17 protein-coding genes and 1 pseudogene are annotated in these 22,704 nt (G+C 37.6%); 14 read left to right on the top strand and 4 right to left on the bottom strand.

Going from position 1 to position 22,704, the window contains the following annotated elements; translation table 11 throughout:
* Position 1: 1 nt before the first annotated feature.
* Positions 2-415: a cupin domain-containing protein gene (locus tag JF76_RS08500; protein WP_045928644.1), complete on the bottom strand. Its 414-nt coding sequence runs from the start codon at positions 413-415 to the stop codon at positions 2-4.
* Between the two features lie 198 nt (positions 416-613).
* Between JF76_RS08500 and JF76_RS08495 the strand changes: the two genes are divergently transcribed.
* Positions 614-2,416 (top strand): FAD-binding protein, encoded by a 1,803-nt coding sequence (locus JF76_RS08495; RefSeq protein ID WP_045928643.1) that lies wholly within the window; start codon positions 614-616, stop codon positions 2,414-2,416.
* Between the two features lie 513 nt (positions 2,417-2,929).
* On the opposite strand, the gene JF76_RS08490 is transcribed toward JF76_RS08495, so the two are convergent.
* On the bottom strand, positions 2,930-3,463 hold the full coding sequence (locus JF76_RS08490; protein WP_045928642.1) for a hypothetical protein: 534 nt from the start codon (positions 3,461-3,463) through the stop codon (positions 2,930-2,932).
* Positions 3,464-3,592: 129 nt separating this feature from the next.
* Here JF76_RS08490 and JF76_RS10135 point away from each other — a divergent pair.
* The 8 genes and pseudogenes from JF76_RS10135 to vprA form a co-directional block, all read left to right on the top strand.
* Positions 3,593-3,697: pseudogene (locus JF76_RS10135) on the top strand (FMN-binding protein); the annotation flags it as partial.
* Positions 3,698-3,812: 115 nt separating this feature from the next.
* Positions 3,813-4,703, top strand: a complete 891-nt coding sequence (locus JF76_RS08485) for a LysR family transcriptional regulator (protein WP_045928641.1) — start codon at positions 3,813-3,815, stop codon at positions 4,701-4,703.
* Between the two features lie 368 nt (positions 4,704-5,071).
* Positions 5,072-6,283: an MFS transporter gene (locus JF76_RS08480; RefSeq protein WP_167594941.1), complete on the top strand. Its 1,212-nt coding sequence runs from the start codon at positions 5,072-5,074 to the stop codon at positions 6,281-6,283.
* Between the two features lie 195 nt (positions 6,284-6,478).
* Positions 6,479-7,390, top strand: a complete 912-nt coding sequence (locus tag JF76_RS08475) for a LysR family transcriptional regulator (protein WP_045928639.1) — start codon at positions 6,479-6,481, stop codon at positions 7,388-7,390.
* 204 nt (positions 7,391-7,594) lie between these two features.
* On the top strand, positions 7,595-9,079 hold the full coding sequence (locus tag JF76_RS08470) for an FAD-dependent oxidoreductase (protein WP_045928638.1): 1,485 nt from the start codon (positions 7,595-7,597) through the stop codon (positions 9,077-9,079).
* A 30-nt stretch (positions 9,080-9,109) separates the two neighbouring features.
* On the top strand, positions 9,110-10,330 hold the full coding sequence (locus tag JF76_RS08465) for an MFS transporter (RefSeq protein ID WP_045928637.1): 1,221 nt from the start codon (positions 9,110-9,112) through the stop codon (positions 10,328-10,330).
* A gap of 29 nt (positions 10,331-10,359) precedes the next feature.
* Positions 10,360-12,225, top strand: coding sequence for an FAD-dependent oxidoreductase (locus JF76_RS08460; RefSeq protein WP_045928636.1), 1,866 nt, complete (start codon positions 10,360-10,362; stop codon positions 12,223-12,225).
* A gap of 65 nt (positions 12,226-12,290) precedes the next feature.
* A complete protein-coding gene (gene vprA, locus JF76_RS08455; protein ID WP_045928635.1) occupies positions 12,291-13,736 on the top strand; it encodes a vinyl phenol reductase in 1,446 nt (481 codons plus the stop codon).
* Between the two features lie 207 nt (positions 13,737-13,943).
* Here the strand turns inward: vprA and add are convergent, their stop codons facing one another.
* Both add and JF76_RS08445 read right to left on the bottom strand, forming a co-directional pair.
* A complete protein-coding gene (gene add / locus JF76_RS08450) occupies positions 13,944-14,963 on the bottom strand; it encodes an adenosine deaminase (protein WP_045928634.1) in 1,020 nt (339 codons plus the stop codon).
* 178 nt (positions 14,964-15,141) lie between these two features.
* Entirely contained in the window at positions 15,142-16,497 is a 1,356-nt protein-coding gene (locus JF76_RS08445) for a threonine/serine exporter family protein (RefSeq protein ID WP_045928633.1), read from the bottom strand.
* 170 nt (positions 16,498-16,667) lie between these two features.
* Between JF76_RS08445 and JF76_RS08440 the strand changes: the two genes are divergently transcribed.
* The 5 genes from JF76_RS08440 (at position 16,668) to JF76_RS08420 (ending at position 22,547) form a co-directional block, all read left to right on the top strand.
* Positions 16,668-17,117 carry a MarR family winged helix-turn-helix transcriptional regulator gene (locus JF76_RS08440; protein ID WP_045928632.1) on the top strand — a complete coding sequence of 150 codons (450 nt, stop codon included), beginning with the start codon at positions 16,668-16,670 and terminating at the stop codon, positions 17,115-17,117.
* A 144-nt stretch (positions 17,118-17,261) separates the two neighbouring features.
* Positions 17,262-18,647, top strand: coding sequence for an MDR family MFS transporter (locus tag JF76_RS08435; RefSeq protein WP_045928631.1), 1,386 nt, complete (start codon positions 17,262-17,264; stop codon positions 18,645-18,647).
* 242 nt (positions 18,648-18,889) lie between these two features.
* Positions 18,890-19,645 (top strand): DeoR/GlpR family DNA-binding transcription regulator, encoded by a 756-nt coding sequence (locus JF76_RS08430; protein ID WP_045928630.1) that lies wholly within the window; start codon positions 18,890-18,892, stop codon positions 19,643-19,645.
* A complete protein-coding gene (gene pfkB, locus JF76_RS08425) occupies positions 19,645-20,559 on the top strand; it encodes a 1-phosphofructokinase (RefSeq protein WP_045928629.1) in 915 nt (304 codons plus the stop codon). Before JF76_RS08430 ends, pfkB begins: the two co-directional genes overlap by 1 nt.
* A 17-nt stretch (positions 20,560-20,576) precedes the next feature.
* A complete protein-coding gene (locus JF76_RS08420) occupies positions 20,577-22,547 on the top strand; it encodes a PTS fructose transporter subunit IIABC (RefSeq protein WP_045928628.1) in 1,971 nt (656 codons plus the stop codon).
* The last annotated feature ends 157 nt before the right edge of the window (positions 22,548-22,704 follow it).

Below are 22,704 nucleotides of genomic sequence, written 5' to 3'. Positions count from 1 at the left end.
TTTAATCCTCCAATTTTCCATATTCTTCATCTGTGACTGGTTCGAGCCACTTGGGTGTTCCCGCAGTGATAGCAATATGCGCAAACCAACTGTCTTTAGTTGCGCCATGCCAATGTTTAACACTGTCATGAACGACCACTACATCACCAGGATGCAATTTACGAGGCGCTTTGCCTTCTTCTTGATACCAGCCCGTACCAGCTGTTGCTAACAAAATCTGAAAGCCGCCAATATGCTGGTGCCAGTTGTTGCGACAACCCGGTTCAAAACTAACGTTTGAGACGCTGACATTAATATCAGGATCACTGACTAAACTTTGCTGGTAGCTTTGACCCTTAAAATATTTTTGATAAGCAGTATTTTTGGCACCTAAAGCAAAAATACCATCTTGCACATCACTTTTATGATCGTCCATTTTTTTAACTCCTTTATATTTGATTTAATAAGATTACTTTAATCCTTAACGTGAACTTTAAGTCAAGTTGTTTTAACAGATGAGTTCAATGAGTTTTATTAATAAAGATTATTTTTTTTCGAATAGTATATATTGGAAAAATATAATGTGATAAAATTAATTTGATAAATGAAAGCGATTTATACAAAGGAGATTTATATGATTTATCATAAAGATTTTGCATGGGATGCAAATTATGATGTTGTTGTTTTAGGATTTGGCGGTGCTGGTGCCATTGCTGCTCAGTTTGCGGCTGATCATGACGCTAAAGTGCTGCTGGTTGATGCAGCTCCTGAAGGGCACGAAGGTGGTAATACCCGGTATTCTGCCCAATTAATTGGTACGAGTAATGACTTTAATGAGTTGAAAAAGTATTATCAGAAACTAACAGCGCCAATGGAACTTGACGAAGAGATGATTGATACTTATGTCGATGGGATGGTGCACATTCCTGAATTTGTTTCAAAATATTTGGGTGTTAAACCAAAGAGCGCTAAAGAATATGCCCCTGACAGAATTAGTGCTATCAGGGAATTCCCGGAATTTCCAGGTTCAGAGTCCTACGATTATACCACTGTAACTAAACATTGGTTTGATGCTTCCTTATGGCAGATTTTAAAAGAGCAAGTAGTGAAACGGCAAGACAAAATAGATGTTTTGTACAGCACACCTGCAGAAGAACTAATTCAAGATCCGGAAACTAAAAAGATTTACGGCGTAGTGATTAAGCGTGACGGTAAGCTGCTCAAAGTTCAGGCTAAAAATGGTGTTGTCATGACTACCGGTGGTTTTGAAAATAATCAAAGAATGATTGAAGACTTTATTGGCGCCAAAAGACTGGCACCTTTAGGCACCCTTTACAACAAAGGTGATGGTCTGAGAATGGCCCAGGAAGTTGGCGCTGATTTTTGGCATTTACATAATTATGAATCTTTAGGTATGCTTCATGGCATGGCTTTTGCGGTACCAGCAGGACAACGCGGTCGCTTAATGTTAGGGCCTCAAAATGAAGCTGTTTCTAGCGGTAGTGCCTTTGTTGTAGGTGATGACGGTACCAGATACTTTAATGAAGCAGAAGAAAACCGCCACGGCCATATCAAGAATCATGGTCAATGGAAAGTGCCGCTAAATCAAGAGCACCCATACTTGATTTTTGATGAAACTAAAAAGCATGAATTAGATAGCGATAAAATTATTGGCGATTACAAACCATATACAGAAAATGTTATCAAGGCTGACTCTGCTGCTGAATTAGCCGATAAAATTGGTGTTGAACCGGCAGTTTTGTCTGACACTCTCAGTCGTTTCAATCAAGCTTGTCAAGAACAAGACGATCCCGAATTTAGAAGAGATCCAGCAACTTTACGTGCATTTACTGGTAACACAATTTATGCTGTCAAACTAGAACAAACTATGCTTAATACGCAAGGTGGTCCTAGAAGAAATAAGAATGCCGAAATTTTAGATACCAGAGGTAAAGCAATTCCTAATCTTTATTCTGCTGGTGAACTTGGCGGTATCTGTGCTAACCAATATCAAGGTGGCAATAACTTGGCTGAATGCTTAATTTGGGGCAAGATTGCAGGGGAAAATGCTGCTAAGCCAAAAGCTGCTGCAACTACTGATGCAGCAAGTGGTGCTACTATGCCTGAAAAGCACTTAACTTCAGATCTTAAACACGAAACCTATGAAACAGGAGAGAACCAATATATTGGTAAATCAACTAAAGGCATGGGTGATGAAATAGTTGTCCGGGTAACTGTTGATGAACAAAAGAACTTAAAGAATATTGAAGTTTTGAAGCAAGCTGAATCAGATGACTATGGCTTGAAAGCTATCAAGACTTTACCTGCCAAAATGGTTCAGGAAAATACCGTTGATGTTGATGCGGTCAGCGGTGCCTCAAGCTCATCACGCGGTCTCAAAGACGCAGTTAGGGATGCGCTAAGTAAAATAAATTAATGAATATTGCTAAAAAGATCTAGATAAAAAGCAGACAAACCACAATTTTAGTGATTTGCCTGCTTTCCTTTCTACTATGTTTTAATCCGTAGCTTTATTTGTCAATATAGTATGGCATTTTTGTGACAATATTTGTTCAAATCCATTGTTAAAAACATAAAATTGAGATTGTTTTCAAATTATGTCTATCATCTGAAGTGCGTTCGCTGTAAGCTAAAAGTCTCTAACAAATGTTGAGAACTGATTCTACAACTAATTTACGCTGGTCGTAGAATACGTTTGCAGGTTCTACTTCTAAAAGCTGTTTTAGATTGGCTTTCAAAATGATGCTAGATCAGATTATAATTAATGAGTCTCTGCTTGTTGCTATGCATATTACCAAAGTAGCTTGAATGCTACTAGGTTGAACCCATTGGTAGTGAAAGAAATGAAAAATGTTTGTAGAAACGATCAATGGCTTTTCCAGACTTTTTTATTTAAATAAGTTTTAATTTCATTATTAAAAGGTGAAATTTAATAAACAAAGTGTGCATAATGCCTATTTTTTAATTTTTTAGCGAGTTTTACCGAATGATACCAATGGTTTGCACCAGTAACAAGGTGTCCAGCTGCATTAGTTAGCACTTGGTGACCTTTTAATTTAGAAACAGTGAAAAATGGTCCAGCTGTCATTTCGTACCAACCTCGAATAGCTAGCCAAGTGTGACCATGAACCTTTACAGGCATATTAACTATATACATCCATTTATCTTTTTTCTTGCTCATTTTATTCCAATGTGACCCATTTTTAGGTAGAACATGTAATGGATAGATGCTTTTTTTACCATTGTCTTCATAGAATATCCACTTTTTAGCGGTTATGGTCTCTTTATTGACTAAATGAGTTTGTTTATCATATTGATACCATGTGCCACGCATTTTTTTTGGAAAAACAGATACATTAATTTTGGCTTGTACGGGATTAGCTAATTTAATTGTTGCAATGCTGCCAATCATCCCCAAACTAAAGATAGCTATAAGTGTAATCCACATTTTTTTAAGTTTCATTGAGTTACCTCCGTATCTAACTTCAATCATAAGCATTATAATACTGTATATTAGCATTAACAATAAGTACATATTTTAAACAACTGCGATAAGCTCATTTATGTTGTTTGGTAGAAGTAGCGGGAAAATATGCTTTATGCAAATACTGTTGATGTTGATGCAGTCAGTGGTGCTTCGAGTTCATCACGCGGTCTCAAAGACGCAGTTAGGGATGCGCTAAGTAAAATAAAATAGTAAGTTTTAAAATTTGTTTCAACTCTTTCAAAAAATTTGGTTGAAAAATATTTTTGTATATTATAATTGCAGTATAGAGAATTAAAGTGATTAAGATAAGTATCAGGAAGCCAACATGAACTTTACACAATTACGATGTTTTATCAAGGCTGTTGATAATTCCAGCTTTACACTTGCTGCTAGAGAATTAAACTTTACTCAACCTGCAATTTCAAAAAATATTAGAGATTTAGAAAATGAGTTGGAAATTACCCTTATAATTCGGGAGCATCATCGCATTACTCTTACCAAAGGTGGCAGGTATTTTTATAAAATTGCACGTAACATGGTCGATGACATGGACAACACAACTGAATTTCTGAAAAGTCAAAAAGGTAGGATTGGAAGTTCATTAAGAATAGGTGTTTGTGAAATACCATTAGAAGAAGAGGTATTACCAGCAGTTTTGCGTAAATTACGTGCATATGATAGCAATCTTGATATCCAGTTTATCAATGTAGAGGAGACTACAATTTCTGAAATCTTAAATCATCATGTAGATATCTGCTTGGTTTCATATGATACTGTGGCAGCAATCCAAAATATTCAGTTTGTAAAATTAATTACCGGTAAATTTTTGGTTGCTTGTCCTGTCAATTCCGCTTTAAGTAAACAGAAAATGATTACTTTATCAGATTTGCAAAAGCAAAGAGTCTTTTTGTTTGATCCAAACAGTACACTCAATTTTAAAACGCAGAATGATTTAATATCGGGAATAGGTGTTAAACACATTAAATTTGTCCGTGATTTTTTTAAAATGAAACTGTATGTAAAAGCCAGCTGGGGCTACGGTGTTATACCAAATTTTGCTAAAGATTATGATAAAACAGCTATTAAATACGTTCCTTTAGATTATCCGGCCATTTCACCTTATGGCATTGCCTATATCAATTCGTCAGTCCAAGACATGGATGTTGCAAAAGTAATCAATACTTTTAAGCGAGTCTGTGTCCACGTGTTAGAGTAAAAAATACAAAAATATGTTGATAAGTCACAAAAGCCAATAACTTTTGTGGCTTTTTTAGCATTCCATTTAGTTATTATTAATTCTAATGGTCTTGTCTTAATAAGTTTTCTAAATGTTACTTTGAGAAGAGTAAGAACTTGAACTAGAAGGGATGAAATTTAATGGGAAAAGTTTTTGTGAAAGCAATTACTTATTTTGTACGTGTGAATATTCTGTGAATATTCTACATAGAAAAATACTGACGTAAGAAAAAATAATATTTTATTTAGTAATTATATTTATGAGTATAGATTTGCTTCAAATTTTTAATGAATAATAGTCTAACTTTAGATAAATTTGTGAAAAGTATTCATGAAAGGACTTTTAAGATGGATAAAGAACAACTACCTAAACTATCGAATTATAGGTGGGTAATTTTGGCAATTGCCGCTTTAATGGATGTCATTAGTAATTATGTGCAGTTTCAAATTTCCGCGCTGGCTACACAGATCATGCCGGCTTTGCACATTACGCCTCCGCAATTTTCCAGTTTACTTATGGCACCAATGTTAATTGCAGTTTTTTTAAGTATACCAGCTGGTTCACTTGCTGATAAGTTCGGGGCAAAAAGGGTAGTAAGTATAGGTTGTATTATATCGGTAATCGGTGCCTTTGGCAGATTATTTGCTAAAGATTTTTGGTCAATGATGATCATGTTATTGATGTTTGGTGTATACATGTCATTATTAAACGCAAATACAATAAAAATTTTTGGTATCTGGTTTAAACAGGATACTAACATGGCTATGGGAGTTTTCTTTGCTTCCGCTGGAGTGGGTGCCGCTCTTTCGCAAATTACAGGCTCATTTTTCCCAAGTGTCAATGCAGCATATATCTTTTCATCAATAGTTTTATTAATTTTAGCTATTTGCTGGATTGTGTTTGTTAAAGATGCCCCTAAGGGGGAGAGTATTCAAAAAGAGCAAACTGTTGATTCTGAATCAACGATAAAATACTTTGAAGTTGCCGCTAAAAGTAAAAAAACGTGGTTAATTGCAATTTGTGGCGGCTTGGGTTCTGCTGCTTCGACAGCATTTTCCGGTATACTGCCTCAAGCATTCGCTGCTAGGGGAATGTCAGATGCAACTGCAGGAATTATTGCTTCAGTTGCCTCTTTTGGCAGTCTTTTTGGTGCCTTACTGGGGCCAGCCATTATTGCTAAGCTTAAAAAGGCAAAAGGATTCATGATTTCCGTAACTTTAGTTTCAGCAATTTTAATGGCAATAACTTGGTTTGTTCCTGCCGGATTGCCATTAGTTATAAGCTTAGTAGCTGGAGGCTTGTTCGGGTCAATGACTGGACCGATTATGCAGGCTATGCCTATTCAATTTCCTGAAATTGGTCCAAAATATGCTGGTTCTGCAGGTGGCTTAATAGGAACAGTAACTTTATTACTTGCTTATGTAGTTCCAATTCTTATTTCCTTAATTGCTGGACGTAGTTATATTTTTACTTTCTTCATTCAAGGTATTGTTATTGCTTTAACAGCAATTTTCATTGCTATACTACCTGATGCTAATAATGTTAATAAACGTAGGTGATTTTTAATCAAAAAAGTGTAAGATTCTCTAAAGCATAAATAGAATTTTGCTTTTTTTATCCTCATCGGCAAAAATAATAGTAGTAACAAGTAAATCAAGTATGGATTCTACTTTTGGCAAATTTATTTTTACGAAAAATTTTTAGTATAATATACACAGAAAGAAAATTTTTTGTTAATTTGATGAGGTAATAAAATGAATTTCACTCAATTACGCTGTTTTATTAAGGCCATAGATAATTCCAGTTTTACTATTGCAGCTGAGCGCTTAAATTTCTCCCAGTCGGCAGTTTCTAAAAATATTAAGGATCTTGAGGATACACTGGGGGTAACTTTAATCAATCGTGCTCATCACCGTATTTCCTTAACGAGCGCTGGCAAGTACTTCTATCGTGTTGCGCGCAATGTGGTAGATGATATGGATTACACGGTAGCATACTTGCAAAGCAAAAAGAATGACCCTGAAACGCTTTTAAGAATAGGAGTCTGTGATACACCGTTTGAACAAAAAATTCTGCCCATTTTTTTGCGCAAATTGCGTGAATCCGGTAGTAACTTGAACATTCAGTTTGTCTTTGTACTCAACAATTCTATTGGTGAGCTTCTTAACCATCACGTTGATTTATGTGCAATTGCCCGAGAAGATGTTGATGTTGTTGAAGATATTCACTTCGAACCAATGGTTCAGGGTAAAGTAGTTGTAGCTTGCCCAAAAGGTTCTCCTTTAGCAGAAAAATCTAAGATCTCTATTTCAGATTTAATTGATCGTGACGTATTTTTGCTTGATCCTAACAGTTCTTTAAATGTGCAATTAAATTTTCAAACTACCTTGATCAATAAATTAGGAATTGAACATATTAAATTTGTACAAGATTTTTTGGCCATGGATATTTATGTTAGAGGTGGCTGGGGCTATGGTATTTTGCCCAATTTCATTGCAGATTATCAATCAGAGGGAATTAAATATATTCCCATTGATTTTCATGATATTTCACCATATGGTATTGCATACATGGAAAGCTTTACTAACGACTCTGTACTTGAAAAAGTGGCCAGTACGTTAAAAAAAGCAATAAACGAATATTTATCTGAGGATAAAAATAAGTAATGCACAAATAAAAGTTGTTTTTGGAATGCTTGTAGTCAGCGCTTAAACGTTGATCTTACAAGCATTTTTATTTTGCCTTTTTAAATTGTTATGTTCTGTATTCCATTTAGTAATTTTTAATTCTAAATATGGTGCATAAATTCACTTGATTCATAGTATTATGAAAACGGTTAAAGGATTTGTTTAAAGAAGTGAGGTATAAAAATGGAAAATACTTATGATGTCATTATTGCAGGTGCAAGCAATTCTGGCGCTATGGCAGCTTGTGCCGCTGCTGAAAAGGGAGCAAAAGTTCTCCTGATTGATAAGCAAGGAAGTTCAAGATTTTTGTTCCGTTCATTCTTTGCTGCGCTGGACAGTAACGCCCAAAGAAGAGCAGGAATTAAAGTTGATAAAGCTAAACTAATGAACTTTTTAACTTTGTTCTTCCAAGATAACGTTGATGAACGTTTACTTTGGACTTGGGCAAATCATGCAGATGAAACTGCCAATTGGCTGGAAGATAACATTTTGAAACCAAATGGCGGTGTTTTGAGACCACAAAAAGATGCCCACTATGAAACTGTTGTTAATACAGCTTTCAATACTGAGTTAGCAATTGCAACACCTGACAACGGCTGGGCTCATTATGGCGATTGGGTAATTGATAAGGTCAAAGAACTAGGAGTAACCCTTAAATACAACACTAAATTAGAAGAATTAGTGACAGATGATAGTGGTGCAGTAACCGGTGTAATTACCAGTGATCGTGAAAGTGGCGAAAAGACTGAGTATAAAGCTAATAAGGGTGTCATCATTTGTACTGGCGGTTACGGTGCCAATGTTGAATTGATGAAGAAATGGGATCCACTTGGCTACAAGAAGAATGTTTATTCAGATGGACCTCGTGATGATGGTTCAGGTATTCTTGCTGGCCTTAAAGTCGGTGCTGCCCGCGATGAAGAACCAGCTGAAATCATTTTTGACCGTGGTGCAGTTCCTGTTGGCACTAAGGCTGAAGACCATTATGTCATTGACTTTAAGGATCCAGGCTACTTCTGGATGGGTGCTTACCCACTACTAAAAGTTAACTTAAAAGGTGAGCGTTTCGGCAACGAAAGTGTACCTTACCAATTTGATATTAATGCAATGGCTAAGCAACCAGGCTACCTGGAAGCACAAATTTGGTCTGAAGATACTATGGATCATTTGGCACAATTTGATACTCAAGGTTGTTCTCGTTTAGGCTGGCCTGGTATTTACAATACTGAGGAAAACAAAGAAGAAATTCAACGCAGGATTGATGATGGCTTAGTCAAGAAAGCAGATACCATTGAAGAATTAGCTGAAAAATTGAATTTGCCAAAAGATAACTTAGTTAACAGTGTTAAACGCTATAACGAAATGTGTGAAAAAGGCGTAGATACCGACTTTGGTAAAGAAAAGTTCAGATTATTCCCAGTAGATAAAGCGCCATACTATGGTGTCATCATGGGCGGACGTTTGCTTGCTACTCTGGATGGTTTACGGATCAATACTAAGATGGAAGTTATTGACCAGAATGGTGATCCAATTCCTCACCTTTACGCAGCCGGTAACGCCAGTGGTGGTTTCTTCTGGGGCAGTTATCCAGATAGAATTCCTGGCCTTACTTGCAGTCACGCCCAGACCTTTGGTCGTCTAGCCGGACAATATGCTGCTGAAAATTAGTTTTTATCATAAAAGGAGTTTTTATATATCATGGATGAAAAACAGTTACCTAAGCTTTCAAATTATAGGTGGGTAATCTTAGCAATAGCTGCTTTGCTTGATGCAATTAGTAGTTACATTCAATTTCAGATCTCTGCTTTAGCTGTCCAAATTATGCCAGCACTGCATATTTCACCAGCGCAATTCCAAAGTTTGCTTATGGCACCAATGCTTATTGCAGTTTTCTTAAGTATTCCTGCCGGCTCTCTTGCTGATAAGTTCGGAGCTAAGAAAATCGTTTCTGTTGGTTTAGTTATCTCAGTACTAGGTGCGTATGGTCGCCTTTTTGCTAATAACTTTATCACAATGTTTATTACCCTGTTACTTTTCGGAGTTTATATGGCTCTGCTAAATGCTAATACTCTGAAAATCTTTGGTACCTGGTTTAAACAAGATACTAACACAGCTATGGGTGTCTTCTTTGCTTCAGCCAGTGTCGGAATTATGCTTTCCCAAGCTACCAGTTCTTTGTTCCCAACTGTTGAAAAGGCATATATCTTTTCATCGACTGTACTATTGGTTTTAGCTGTTTGCTGGGTGATCTTTGTTAAAGACACTCCTAAGGGTGAAGAAGTTCCACAACCTCAAACAGAACAAGGCAAATCTGAGTCATCGTTTGAATTCTTCAAGGCTGCTGCTAAAAGTAAGAAAACTTGGTACGTTGCTTTAGCCGTTGGCTTTGGTATGGGTGCTAGTGAAGCCTTTTCAGGCATTTTGCCCCAAGCATTTGCTGCTAGGGGAATGACTCCTGCAGCTGCTGGTGTGGTTGCTTCTGTTGCTACTATTGGTAGTTTAGCAGGTTCACTCTTTGGCCCAGCTGTTATTAATAAGGCTAAAAAGGCCAAACCAATGATGATTGTCATTACTGCTCTTGGTGGTCTGTTGATGGCCATAACTTGGTATATTCCATTAGGAATGCCATTAAGCATTGCACTAATCCTTGGCGGCGTATTTGGCGCTATGACTGGCCCAATTATGCAGGCTATGCCAATTACATTCCCAGAGATCGGTCCTAAGAATGCTGGTAGTGCTGGTGGACTCGTTGGGACAGTATCACTGCTCTTATCATTCTTCTTGCCCGTTATTATTTCTTCAGTTGCTGGTAAGAACTATGCATTAACCTTTATTATTCAAGGCCTTGTCTTTGTAGTCCAAATTATCGTATTGGCAGTTTTACCAGACGCAAATGCTGCTCGTCGTCATGCTGAATAAGATTTTTTAAAGTGAAAGGGGTCATTTATATGGCACAAAAAATAACCGAAAATCCAGGCAAATATACTGGTTCTGGTCAAGGTAAGGAAAGTCAAATTAATCTTGAAGTTGAGGTTGACTCAGACAAGATAGTAAATGTTAAACCGTTAGATAAATATGCTCCCGATAGTTTAGCTGATAACGCATTTAAGAAAATGGCACAAAAAATTGTGGATCAGCAATCAGTCGATGTTGATGTTGTTTCTGGTGCTTCTGAAACTTCACACGGTATTATTGAAGGCGTTAAAGAAGCCTTGAATAAGGCAGGGGTTGACTTTGATGCCCTTAAAGAAAATGGTGGCCAAACTGCTGGCAAGAAGGAAGAAACTATTGATGTTGATGTCGCAGTAGTTGGTGCTGGTGGTGCAGGCGTAGCAGCCGCTTTAGCAGCTCGTCAACATGGTGCAAGTGTAGCTTTGCTTGAAAAAACCATTTCTCCACTTGGTGCGACTACTTTTGCTGGTGGTATGTTTGCCGGCGACAGTCAACAACAAAAAGATCAAAATGCGGTTGTTTCTAAGAAATGGCTTTATGACGAATACATGGATGCCTCCCAAGGCTACATGAACTCAATTCTTGTGCGCCGCATTATCGACGAATCAGGTAAGACGGTTGACTGGTTAAATGAAAACGGTGCAATTATGAAATTGGTTGACGCTGGTACAGGTGGCAGTTACGATCACATTGGTATGCCAGCCACTCTTCATGGCTATCAAGAAGGCGGTACTAAGGCCGTAACCAAACTAATTGAAAAATTCAAGTCAATCGGTGGCAAGATGTACTTTGGCTTTGCAGGTAAAAAATTGTTGCAAGATAGTGCAGGTAAAGTCACTGGTTTAATTGCCGAAGGTGATGAAGAAACTCTTCACGTTAATGCTAAGAAAGTAGTTATTGCAACTGGTGGCTTTGGCGGCAGTCCTGAAATGCGCAAAAAGTATCTTGGCGACGTCAGCACGCAAGGTCAAGTTTTGCAAAATACTGGTGATGGTTTGAATATGGCCTGGGATGCTGGTACTGCTCACCACATTAATGGTTCTACTCATTACTTCTGGCAAACTTTTAGTGATAAAGATATTGGCGAAATGGCTAAACTTGTTGGTCCAAACTGGATGCCTGTCAATGCCCTAGCTGATTTTCCGAACTTGCGTGTTAATAATCGTGGTCAACGTTATGCTAGTGAAACCCATGCACTAGATTTCGCTGTTCACGGTGCAGAATTGTCAGAACAACCACAACAAACTGAATTCGTTGTCTTTGATCAGGCAATGCTGGATAAGATTAAAGAAGGCGGAACAGTCGCAATTGAAGACCACTATGGCAAGTGGAAGAATCGCCATCAGTTTTACATGGAATTTAACTTCCCAACGGATACTGATGAAAATATCAAGCACGAACACGAGAAGACTGACTTTACTTCATTACTGAATAAACTGGCTTCAACCAATGTTATTTTTGTTGCAGACACTATCGAAGAATTGGCTGAAAAGATGGGTGTCGACAAAGATAATTTGGTCAAATCAGTTGCGCAATACAACAATGCTAAGAAGAAAGGTGAGGACGACTTGTTCTTCTCTGATACGAAGAGAATGATTCCAGTAGAGCAGGGTCCATTTTACGCTGTGAAATTCATCGCTCGTAACCTAGGCACTCTTGGTGGTGCAACCATTGATGAAAAAATGCACGCCTTAGCTCCAAATGGTGAACCAGTACCAAACCTTTACGTAGCTGGTGCCGATGCATCAGGAATGTATGGCAAAGCTTACGTTGATTTTGAAGGTGGTACTTTAGGTTTTGCTTATATTTCTGGTAGACTAGCCGGAATTGATGCGGCTGAAACTGCTAAAGCCGGTAAGTAGATTATGGCAAAAATCATGTATGAATTAATTGATTTATACATGATTTTTTACTAGAGGAATAGATTATGACACAAGAAAAATATGATGTAGTCATTGTGGGAGCAGGTCTTGCAGGCTTTGCTGCTGCAGATGAGGCTGTAGATAATAATTTAAAGACCTTGCTGGTCGAAAAAGGTAAAACAACTGGTGGCACTGGTAACTATGTTGAAGGAGTTTTTGCTGCCGATTCTGAATTGCAAAAAAAGGATAATGCAACTCTTGATAAAGATGATTTACTCAAAGAAGAGTTAACATATTCGCACTACAAAGCAGACGGCAAGATGTGGCAAAAATACATTGCCAATGCCGGCAAAAATGTTTCCTGGCTTGAGGATCATGGTGCTGAAATTGAAATGGTAGCAAATCTAGGTTCTGGAGCTAGAACTTGGCACTTGTTTAAAGGCAAGGGTCATGATGCCATACACAATGGCTTGGAACCGTATGCTAAGAAGAAGGGCATCACCATAGTTACCCTAACTAGCGTGACTGATCTAAAACAAAATTCTGACCACACTTTTGATGTCACACTGACCAATGTGGCTGAAAAAGTTACCAAAATAGTCACTGCTAAAAATGTTGTGCTTGCTACCGGTGGTTATTTAAATGACCAAAAGTTATTAGAAAGTACTCCTCACCAAAATCCAGACAACATTATTCCAGTTAACTCTGGTAAAAACACTGGGGATGGTTTGAGACTTGCCTGGAAGTTAGGTGCTAAAAAGTACTTTACTGGAATGGCAATGATGTTTGGCGGTCAGCTGAAAGATAAGACGGTGCCATCATTTAAATTGTGGGGTACTGCTATCTGGAGTTCAGTTTGTGATCAACCGCAAATGTGGGTTAACGAACTGGGCGAGCGCTTTGTCGACGAAAGTGCAGCTGTGGTCAACTGGGCTAATGAAGGCAATTCAATGAACCGTCAAGACCGCGTCTTCTGCATTTTTAGCCAAAAGATCTTGGATGACTTTACTGACAAGTCTTATCCGAGATCCATGAAGCCATTTGTTCCAGAAGACAGATATCCCACTTTGCGTGATGATATTGCCAAAGCTGAAAAAGAAGGTCGTCAATACCTGCATAAAGCTGCAACGCTGGAAGAATTAGCTCGAGAAATTGATACCCCTAACCTAGTGGCATATGTCAAGCACTATAATGAAATGGCTGCAAATGGTGAAGATACTGATTTTCATAAACCGGCTAAATACATGTTGCCAGTAGATGGTGACGGTCCATTCTACGCTATCGAATTAGGTGTAGGTGCATACACTACAGGTGATGGACTACGCGTAAACACCAATAACGAAGTTTTGAATACAAAGGGCAGACCTATTGAGGGTTTGTATGCTATTGGTGGCGATGGCTCTGCAGTTCTTTATGGTGACACTTACGGTGTTAATATTCCGGGGACACATGCAGGATATTGCATCTTTTCAGGACGTAATGCAATCAAAGCAATTGCAGACCAGAAGTAAAATAATCAAAAAAATAATTTCTAAGAGATAAAATAAAACACTATACTAGCGAAAAAGTGTGTGGGAAAAAAGTGCTCTTTGAAGTTAAATTAAAAAATTTCACAATTTAAAAAGACTGACAAATCAACGTTTTATTGACGTGATTTGTCAGCCTTTTTAGTTAAGTTAGAGTTTTTTCCCAGACTCCTTTTTGTTTGTATTTTTAAGTTATGAGTTTGCTTTTACAAATTGATCAATTTCATCTAAATATAATTGCTTTTGTCGTTGACTTATCCAAGAAGTTTCAAAAGAATTTTTAGCAAGTTGCACTATTTGATCTTTGCTAAGATCAAATTTTTGCGCTAAAGCATAGTAATTGTCGCTAATATAGCCTTTAAAGTAGGCAGGATCATCCGAGTTAATTGATACTTTGACTCCTGCATTCAAAAGGTCAATTACTTCTTTACCCTTCATCTCTGGTGACACAAAACTGTTAGACAATGGACAAGAAGTTAAGCCAATCTGTCTTTTGGCAGCTAATTCTACCAAATCAGGGTCTTCCACAATATTGGTACCGTGATCAAGACGTTCAACCTCCATAATTTCTAAAGCTTGACGGATATGTTCGATTGAATCTTTTTGATCAATGTCACAGTGAGTGGTGATATGAAGTCCAGCCGCTACTGCGTCTTCAAACTGGCGGGCAAATTTTAGTGGCGGATTGTTATGCTCATCAGAATCAAGTCCAATACCAATAATTTTATCTTTGTATTTCAGACCTTCTTGCAGTGTTTTTCTTGCTGATTCCTTTGAAAAATCACGTAAAAAGCACATGATCAGATGAGCGTCAACGTTTAATGCCCTTGCATCAATAGTAGCTTGATAAAGACCATTGAGTACAACTTCAAAAGGAATACCGCGACTAGTATGAGCCTGGGGATCAAAAAAGAGTTCAACGTGTCGTACATTATTTGCAGCAGCTTTAGTTAAGTAGTCCCAAGCCAAGTCATAAAAGTCTTCTTCAGTTTGTAAAACATTCATTGCTGGATAATACACAGCTAAAAATGATGCTAGGTCATGATAGTTATATGTTTTTTGGACATCTTCAATTGTAGCTTGGCCTATATCGACGTGATTGCGTTTAGCTAATTTTAGTTTCAATTCAGGTTCTAAAGTACCTTCAACATGCAAGTGCAATTCGGCTTTAGGCAGGCCACGGGTAAATTCTGGTGTAACAACTGAACTCATGTAATCCTCCTTGATAATGTTCTTGTATTTAACTTATTATCTTAGTTTAGCATAATTTTAATAACAATAATAGAGCAAAAAACGAACAAATTAAAGAATTATAGCATATATGTTCCTAATAAAATACTTAACTAAAAATCTAGTTAGGTAAAATAATTAAAAATTCCAGTTAAGTATTTTAGTCGCAATGGCGCCATTTTGCGTCCGTTAAAATGCGAGCAGTAAGTAAACCGATTGGCAGAGCAGTAATAATCATTAAAGCATCCATAATCCAATAAGCACCAACGTTGATATTGGTGATACCAAAATTAAAGACAGCGCGATACATGTATAAACCGGGAACCATGATAACAATTGCGGGAACCGTGATTGCAATACGGGGGAAACCAACTTTATCCCGCACAAAACTGGCAATTAGTCCTGCTAATAATGCTCCGGTGAATGCTGCTAAGGCAGCCGGAACGTGGTTAAATTCAACTAGACTTAAACGCAGGGTATTTGCTAACGCACCAATGACTGCTGCTACTGTCGCCATTGATACTTTGGCATTAAACATGATCGAAAATCCGAAAACACCGCAGAAACTGGCAATTATTCTGCAAACTGTTAATAAAGTTGGGCTAAGATTTAATTTGGGCATGGCACCTGGCGATAAGTTGAGCATAGTAGCCATGCCCCAGCCTACCATTGCTGCAATCATGACCACTAGTATTGCGTAGGCTAATCTTTCAAGGCCTGAACGCATATCAAGTTTCGACATATCAAGGCCAGAAGTGATAAAAGGGAATCCGGGAATGACATAAAGCATCGAACCGATGTAACCATAGGCATGATTATTGCTCCAACCACAAATTATTGTGCCTAATCTAAAACAGATGAAATATACGGCGCAGGAAACTGCCACACCGACAGTTATTTTGGCGACCAAGGTAACTTTTTTCTTTCCTAATAATTGACGCAAATAGTTCCCAATAAAGGCTCCAAAAAATGTGCAAAACATTTCCGGTATTCCTCCACCAAGCAGAAAAATAAAACTAGCACACGCCAGGCCGGCACTCAAAGCGGAAATGATTAAAGGATAATTTTGAGTATGGCGCTCAATTTGATTCAGTTTGTGGTGAACTGCGCCAATTGTCCAATAATCATTTTCAGTTTCAAATTTACGGACAAATTCTTCCATCTCATTGAGCTTGTTCATATTCACTTCTGTAGTTGGTAAGGAAAGAGTCTGTGAGTAAGACTTGTTGTCAATGTCAAAGCAGGTATAGCTAATAGTTACTAAACCAATATCTGCTGAACATGTGATTTTGAGTGCTCTTGCAATTGTATTCATGGAATCGCGCACACGCCAGGCTCCTGTCCCGCATTGCAGTAGCATTATGCCAACTCTGCCTACTAAAGATCCCTTTTCTACCAAGGTGATATCTTTAACTAAAGTATCATCTGAACTTTTAAAGAACTCTTTCCAGTGAATTCTCATGTGATGCTTACTAGAAATCTTGGGATATGATTCTGGAGTCTGCTTGTCTTTCATAACTTAATTTATAACCCTTCTTTTGATAACGTAATATTTTAATTTTATCACACTCGTGGTTGGACCAATTTTGTAGAATTGAGTTTTTAAAAACATGTTTATTATAAAAAAGTGTAGTATACTACAGTATGATAAAATATTAGTATGAGATTTACTTCTAAGGAAATTATATGACAGCTTTTTTGAACCGAATTGGTCCCAAAATTAAAATTGCGAATACTTTGATTGAAAAGGAATTAAACAAGCAGTTTGCAGAAATATTTAGAGATTATTCTTTAACAGGTGCCCAAATTTCTCTGATGATTTATTTATATGAATCAAAAGCACGGCAAATTACCCAAAAAGAAGTGGCAGATGCATTTGTGCTAAGTCATCCTACAATTCGAGGAATAGTTAAACGCTTAGAAGCAAATAAATTAATTGCTACTTCGCGTTTAGAAAATGATCAAAGGCAAATTGTTTTAAAGCTATCGGATAAAGGCTTTAATTTGATAAATAAAAATATTGCCAAGATTCGCACAATAATGACAAATATTAATACTCGTATCACTAAGGGATTGTCTCAGCAAGAAATTTTAAATCTTGAACAAGTTTTAAATAGAATTTCGGATAACTTTTAATTATTATTAACAAAAATGTAGCATGCTACATAGATGAAAGGATAAAAATGATCAAAAATATTTCTAGTAAAAAAAGAAATTTAATGATGGCTGTTTTACTATTTTAACAAAAATGTAGCATGCTACATAGATGAAAGGATAAAAATGATCAAAAATATTTCTAGTAAAAAAAGAAATTTAATGATGGCTGTTTTACTATTTGGAGCATTTGTTTCGCTGTTGGCCGAAACTTTTCTCAATAATGCTCTGCCAACAATAATGACGGTTTTTAAAGTTAATCAATCCACTGCTCAATGGCTTACTACTTCTTATTTATTGGTCGTAGGGCTAATGATTCCCATGTCGGCATGGATCTTTGAATCATTTAACTTAAGACAAAACTTTTTAACAATGATGCTTATTTTTTTAGCAGGTTCACTTATTTGTGTTTTTGCGCCTAATTTTCCGGTGCTATTGCTAGGCAGAATTATTGAAGCAGTTGCGGCTGGTAGTTTAATGCCTTTTATTCAAAATGTCATTTTACTTATGTTTCCTCCTGAAAAAAGAGGTGTGGCGATGGGAATTACTGGACTAGTAATTGGTTTTGGACCTGCTGTTGGTCCCACAATTTCAGGATTAATTTTAAAATATGCAGACTGGCAAATGCTTTTTATCATTTTAAGTATTGCCAGTGGTATGGTAGCCATTTGTGCAACTTTTTGTATGCAAAATATCATTGAACCCCATAGAAATACTACCGATTTAATATCATTTATTGAATCAATTGCCGGCTTTGGTTTAATTTTGTACTCCCTGTCAGATATTGGGAACACTGGTAAAGTTACGATTACAATAGCTGCATTCTTTACAATAGGTCTGCTAATTATTCTGTTATTTTGTCGTCGGCAGTTGCATATGAAAAAACCTTTGCTTAATATTAGAGTCTTTCAAAATTTAAAATTTGATTTGTGTACTTTATTAAGTACTATTAGCAACATTTCAATGGTAGGAATTGAATTAGTTTTACCTTTATATTTACAAACTACTAGACAAGAGAGTGCATTAACTTCTGGTTTAGTAATGATGCCAGGGGCTCTATTAATGATCATTTGCAATCCTGTATCGGGCGTTTTATTTGATAAATTTGGTATTAAAAAATTGGCACTTTTTGGTTTTTCTATGCTTTTATTAGGGACGTTCCCAATGACTGTTTTTAATAGCAAAACAAGTCTGGCTTTAATTAGTTTATGCTATGCCTTACGCATGGTAGGCGTATCTTTTACTATGATGACCACGTTTACCGCAGGCATCAATGTGGTAGAACCTCAAATGACTGCACATGCTAATGCGGGTTCTTCCACAGTAAGACAAATCGGTGGCTCACTGGGAACGGCGTTATCAATGTTAGTAATTAGCTTGTGTGCGAGTGGTACTTCAAATGCTGAGACTGCAAATTTGACAGTTGCATACCGCTGGGGTTTTGTCTTAATGCTGACTTTTGCAATAATCGGATTTTTAGGCTCATTATTCTTGTCTGAAAAAGAAAAATAAAAAATTTGTTGAATTAACCACAAATAAGACAAAACTAGTTAAGATTTTACTGTTGCTTGTTTTTAAGTAATATCAACTAATAATTCAGTATTAGTTAAACTTGAATTATCAGTTGCTTTTTTAATTTATATGGCTAATAAATGTTAAGTTTGCTCGCTTTTGCAAGAAAATGACAAATTATGATTGAAAATGATTGCTTTTAATTATTAAAGCGCATAAAATACTGACTGGAGGTGAAATGTATGTTAACGCAGGAACGGCAAAAAGTGATTGAAGACTACGTTAACCAGCATGGCTTGTGTCGGGTGAGCGACCTTTGCGCAATGACTTCAACATCTGAATCAACGATTAGGCGTGATCTTAACCAGATGGAAGAACATGGTTTAATCAAAAGAGTGCATGGTGGTGCGCAGTCAGTCAAAAGCTTTACTCATGATGTGTCGCAACACATTCGTTTTTCAATGAATCATAATGATAAAAAGCTAATCGCTCAGTATGCTGTTAAAAACTTTGTGCATAAAGATGATTATATTTTTATTGACGCAGGTACGACAACTTATGAAATGGTTCCTTTTATTGCTATGATTCCAGGAGTAACGATTGTCACAAATGGTTTAGAAACTGCTCTTTGTGCCCTTAATCATGGAATTGAGACTATACTTTTAGGTGGTCGGATTAAAGAAAATACTCATGCTGTGGTGGGGCAAACAGCTCTAAAGCAATTGCAGCAAATGAACTTTTCTGCCAGTTTCGTTGGCACCAATGGACTTGATAGCCAGGGAAACTTGACTACACCTGATACTGAAGAAGCAGCAATTAAGAAAATAGAGATTGCTCAGGCTGATCAGGCATACATTTTGACCGATACTTCTAAAATTGGGGAGCGCAGTTTTGCGACTTTTGCACAAGTAAAAGACGTAACAGTTCTTACTACTTCTTTAAGTGCCAAGAATAAAAAATTCTTGCCCGCTAAAATTAATTTGAAGGAGATTTGCTAATGATTTATACGGTTACCGTTAATCCTGCTTTGGATTATGTAATTCAATTAGAGCAGGTTAACCGTGGTGAAGTTAATCGTGCTGATAACTGCACGTTTCTGGCAGGCGGCAAGGGAATTAATGTTTCCCAAATTCTTAACCAGTTGGATATAGATAATACTGCCTGGGGCTTTGTTGGTGGTTTTACTGGCAAAGAGCTGGTACGTCAGCTAAACCAGCGCCGCATTGTTAATGATTTTGTCACTATTTCTGACGTGACTCGCGTGAACGTTAAAATACATGCAGAAGAGGAGTCAGAGATTAATGCCGCTGGTCCTAATATTACAGATCAGGAAATAACCGCTTTTAAAGCACGTCTTAGCGATTTGCAAAAAGGTGACATTGTGGTTTTGAGTGGCTCCCTAGCACCAAGCTTGCCAGTTGATTTTTATAAAGAACTCTTACCTATTATTAAAGAAGCAGGAGCAGGATTTGTAATTGACACTACTGGTCAGGCTTTGCTAGACACTTTGAGTTATAAGCCACTGGTAATTAAACCAAATCATCATGAACTGGCTGATCTATTCAAAACTACATTTGAGTCAGATCAGGAAATGCTTGAGTGTGCGCGCAAATTGCTTGACATGGGTGCACAAAATGTTATGGTCTCCATGGCTGGTAAAGGTGGCTACTTGATTACACCTAAACACTTTTATCATGCCAAAGCAGCGGTTGGTACTGCCGTTAATTCGGTTGGAGCTGGAGATTCAATGACAGCTGGCTTTGTCGGTACTTATGTTAAAACGAAAGATCCGGCCGAAAGTTTCCGCATCGGTATGGCCTGTGGTGCTGCCACTGCCTTTACTAAAGATATTGCTGTTAAAAGTCAGATTGATGCGGTCTTGCCGCAAATTAATGTTGAAGAAATTTCGTAATTTGAGGAGAATTTAAAATGAAAATTAAAGATATTTTGGCTCCTGAATCCATGATTATGGCGCTTAAAGCGACTAATAAAGAAGATGCTGTTAAGGAAATGGCTGATTTAGAAGTCAAAACTGGCATCGTCAATGACGAAGATGAATTCATTAAGTCAATTTGGGCTCGTGAAAATGAATCTACCACCGGTATTGGTGATGGAATTGCAATGCCTCATGCCCGTAATAAGACAATTAACAAGGCACGCGTGCTTTTTGCTAAAAGCGAAAAGGGAATTGATTATAATTCGCTTGATGGTCAACCAGTTCATTTATTCTTTATGATTACTGCACCTGATGGTGCTGATAACACTCACCTTGAAGCTCTAGCTAAGTTATCTGGTTTACTAATTGATCCGGATCTTGTTAGCGCACTTAAAGAGGCGCAAACCCCTGAAGAGGTAATTCAGCTTTTTGAAGATGCTGAAAAACAAAAGGATCAAGACAAGCAAGCTGAAAAAGCGCAGGCTGCAAGTACCAGTGACAGTAAGAAGGAAGAAAAACCTTTAATTGTCGGCGTTACTGCATGTATTAACGGCATTGCCCACACTTACATGGCTCAAGAAGCTTTGATTAAAGCCGGCAAAAAACGTGGCGTTGATGTCCGCATTGAAACCAACGGTTCAGAAGGTGTCAAAGATAAATTGACCGCTGATGAGATTAGCCGCGCTCAAGGTGTTGTTATTGCGTCTGATAAGAAAGTTGACATGCCTCGTTTTGATGGCAAGCCGTTAATTTCTCGTCCAGTTGTTGACGGTATCAACAAACCTGACGAATTGATTGATAACATTTTGAATTCTAAAGCTAGCGTTTACCATTCAAATGGTGAAAAGAGCAGCGATGATAGTGACAATGCTAAAGAAGGCGTTTGGGGCTCAATTTACAAGAACCTCATGAACGGTGTTTCCCACATGTTGCCATTTGTTATCGGTGGCGGTATCTTAATGGCAATTTCCTTTATTGTGGAAAACTATGCTGGTGGTCCAAAATCTCCTGCATTTATTTTCTTGAATAATGCTGGTAACATGGCCTTTGCTTTCATGGTACCAATTTTGTCAGGTTACATCGCTGAATCAATCGGTGACCTGCCTGCTTTAATGCCTGGTTTTGTCGGTGGTTTTATGGCTACGGTCTACAGTGGTGCCTACGGTGGTGCTTATGTTGCCAATGTGGTAACTAATGCTAAATCACCTGCCGGTTTCTTAGGCGGCCTGGCTTCTGGATTTATTGCCGGATACTTGGTAGTCGGCTTAAAAAAATTGTTTGCTAAATTGCCGAAGTCTCTTGAAGGAATGAAGCCAATGCTCATTTATCCAATCTTGAGCCTGCTCTTCATTGCTCTTATCATGTACTACATTGTTAACCCAATCTTTAGTGCAGTTAACTTCGCCATTACTAACTTTTTAAACCAAATGGGTACGGGCAACTTAGCTGTTTTGACAACTATTTTAGCTGCCATGATGTCAATTGATATGGGTGGACCTTTCAACAAGGCTGCTTACGTCTTTGCCTCTGGTGCTTTTGCCAACGACCCGCATTCAACTGTTGCTGCTGTAATGATGGCTGCCGTAATGGTTGGGGGTATGGTACCACCATTTGCGACTGCAATTGGTACGACTTTCTTTAAGAATAAATATACTTTAGATGAACGCCGTGCAGGTTTAACCAACTGGATTTTAGGTTTTTCCTTCATTACTGAAGGTGCAATTCCGTTTGCTGCAGCTGATCCTGGACACGTTCTGCCTTCATGCATCATTGGTTCTGCTGTTGGTGGTGCCTTAGTGGGCATATGGCGCATCGGTGTTCCTGCACCTCACGGTGGTCTCTGGGTATCTCCGCTTGCTAACCATATTGTGCTTTACTTTGTTGCTACTCTTATTGGCTCCATTGTTGCAGGCGTCATTTTAGGTCTGTGGAAAAAGCCGGTTTACCAACAAGAAGATAAATAACAAAATTTAATTGAATTATACAAAAACTGCACTGGGCTGTTTAAAAAGCTCAGTGCAGTTTTTGCTTGTAAATTAATGCTTATAAGCTGAATGTCTTCAATTATATAGATCACTCTATTGCATTATAAATAAAAGATTAAAAAATATTGACTATATA

The organism is Lactobacillus kullabergensis (genome assembly GCF_000967195.1).
GTDB classification, from domain to species: domain Bacteria; phylum Bacillota; class Bacilli; order Lactobacillales; family Lactobacillaceae; genus Lactobacillus; species Lactobacillus kullabergensis.
The sequence above is the reverse complement of the archived record's forward strand: the minus strand, read 5'-3'. Positions and strand labels throughout refer to the sequence as shown.

Bases quoted from the DNA above. Each gene is read 5' to 3' on its own strand.
- JF76_RS08500 (WP_045928644.1), bottom strand. From the start codon at position 415: ATGGACGATCATAAAAGTGATGTGCAAGATGGTATTTTTGCTTTAGGT.
- JF76_RS08495 (WP_045928643.1), top strand. From the start codon at position 614: ATGATTTATCATAAAGATTTTGCATGGGATGCAAATTATGATGTTGTT.
- JF76_RS08490 (WP_045928642.1), bottom strand. From the start codon at position 3,463: ATGAAACTTAAAAAAATGTGGATTACACTTATAGCTATCTTTAGTTTG.
- JF76_RS08485 (WP_045928641.1), top strand. From the start codon at position 3,813: ATGAACTTTACACAATTACGATGTTTTATCAAGGCTGTTGATAATTCC.
- JF76_RS08480 (WP_167594941.1), top strand. From the start codon at position 5,072: ATGGATAAAGAACAACTACCTAAACTATCGAATTATAGGTGGGTAATT.
- JF76_RS08475 (WP_045928639.1), top strand. From the start codon at position 6,479: ATGAATTTCACTCAATTACGCTGTTTTATTAAGGCCATAGATAATTCC.
- JF76_RS08470 (WP_045928638.1), top strand. From the start codon at position 7,595: ATGGAAAATACTTATGATGTCATTATTGCAGGTGCAAGCAATTCTGGC.
- JF76_RS08465 (WP_045928637.1), top strand. From the start codon at position 9,110: ATGGATGAAAAACAGTTACCTAAGCTTTCAAATTATAGGTGGGTAATC.
- JF76_RS08460 (WP_045928636.1), top strand. From the start codon at position 10,360: ATGGCACAAAAAATAACCGAAAATCCAGGCAAATATACTGGTTCTGGT.
- vprA (WP_045928635.1), top strand. From the start codon at position 12,291: ATGACACAAGAAAAATATGATGTAGTCATTGTGGGAGCAGGTCTTGCA.
- add (WP_045928634.1), bottom strand. From the start codon at position 14,963: ATGAGTTCAGTTGTTACACCAGAATTTACCCGTGGCCTGCCTAAAGCC.
- JF76_RS08445 (WP_045928633.1), bottom strand. From the start codon at position 16,497: ATGAAAGACAAGCAGACTCCAGAATCATATCCCAAGATTTCTAGTAAG.
- JF76_RS08440 (WP_045928632.1), top strand. From the start codon at position 16,668: ATGACAGCTTTTTTGAACCGAATTGGTCCCAAAATTAAAATTGCGAAT.
- JF76_RS08435 (WP_045928631.1), top strand. From the start codon at position 17,262: ATGATCAAAAATATTTCTAGTAAAAAAAGAAATTTAATGATGGCTGTT.
- JF76_RS08430 (WP_045928630.1), top strand. From the start codon at position 18,890: ATGTTAACGCAGGAACGGCAAAAAGTGATTGAAGACTACGTTAACCAG.
- pfkB (WP_045928629.1), top strand. From the start codon at position 19,645: ATGATTTATACGGTTACCGTTAATCCTGCTTTGGATTATGTAATTCAA.
- JF76_RS08420 (WP_045928628.1), top strand. From the start codon at position 20,577: ATGAAAATTAAAGATATTTTGGCTCCTGAATCCATGATTATGGCGCTT.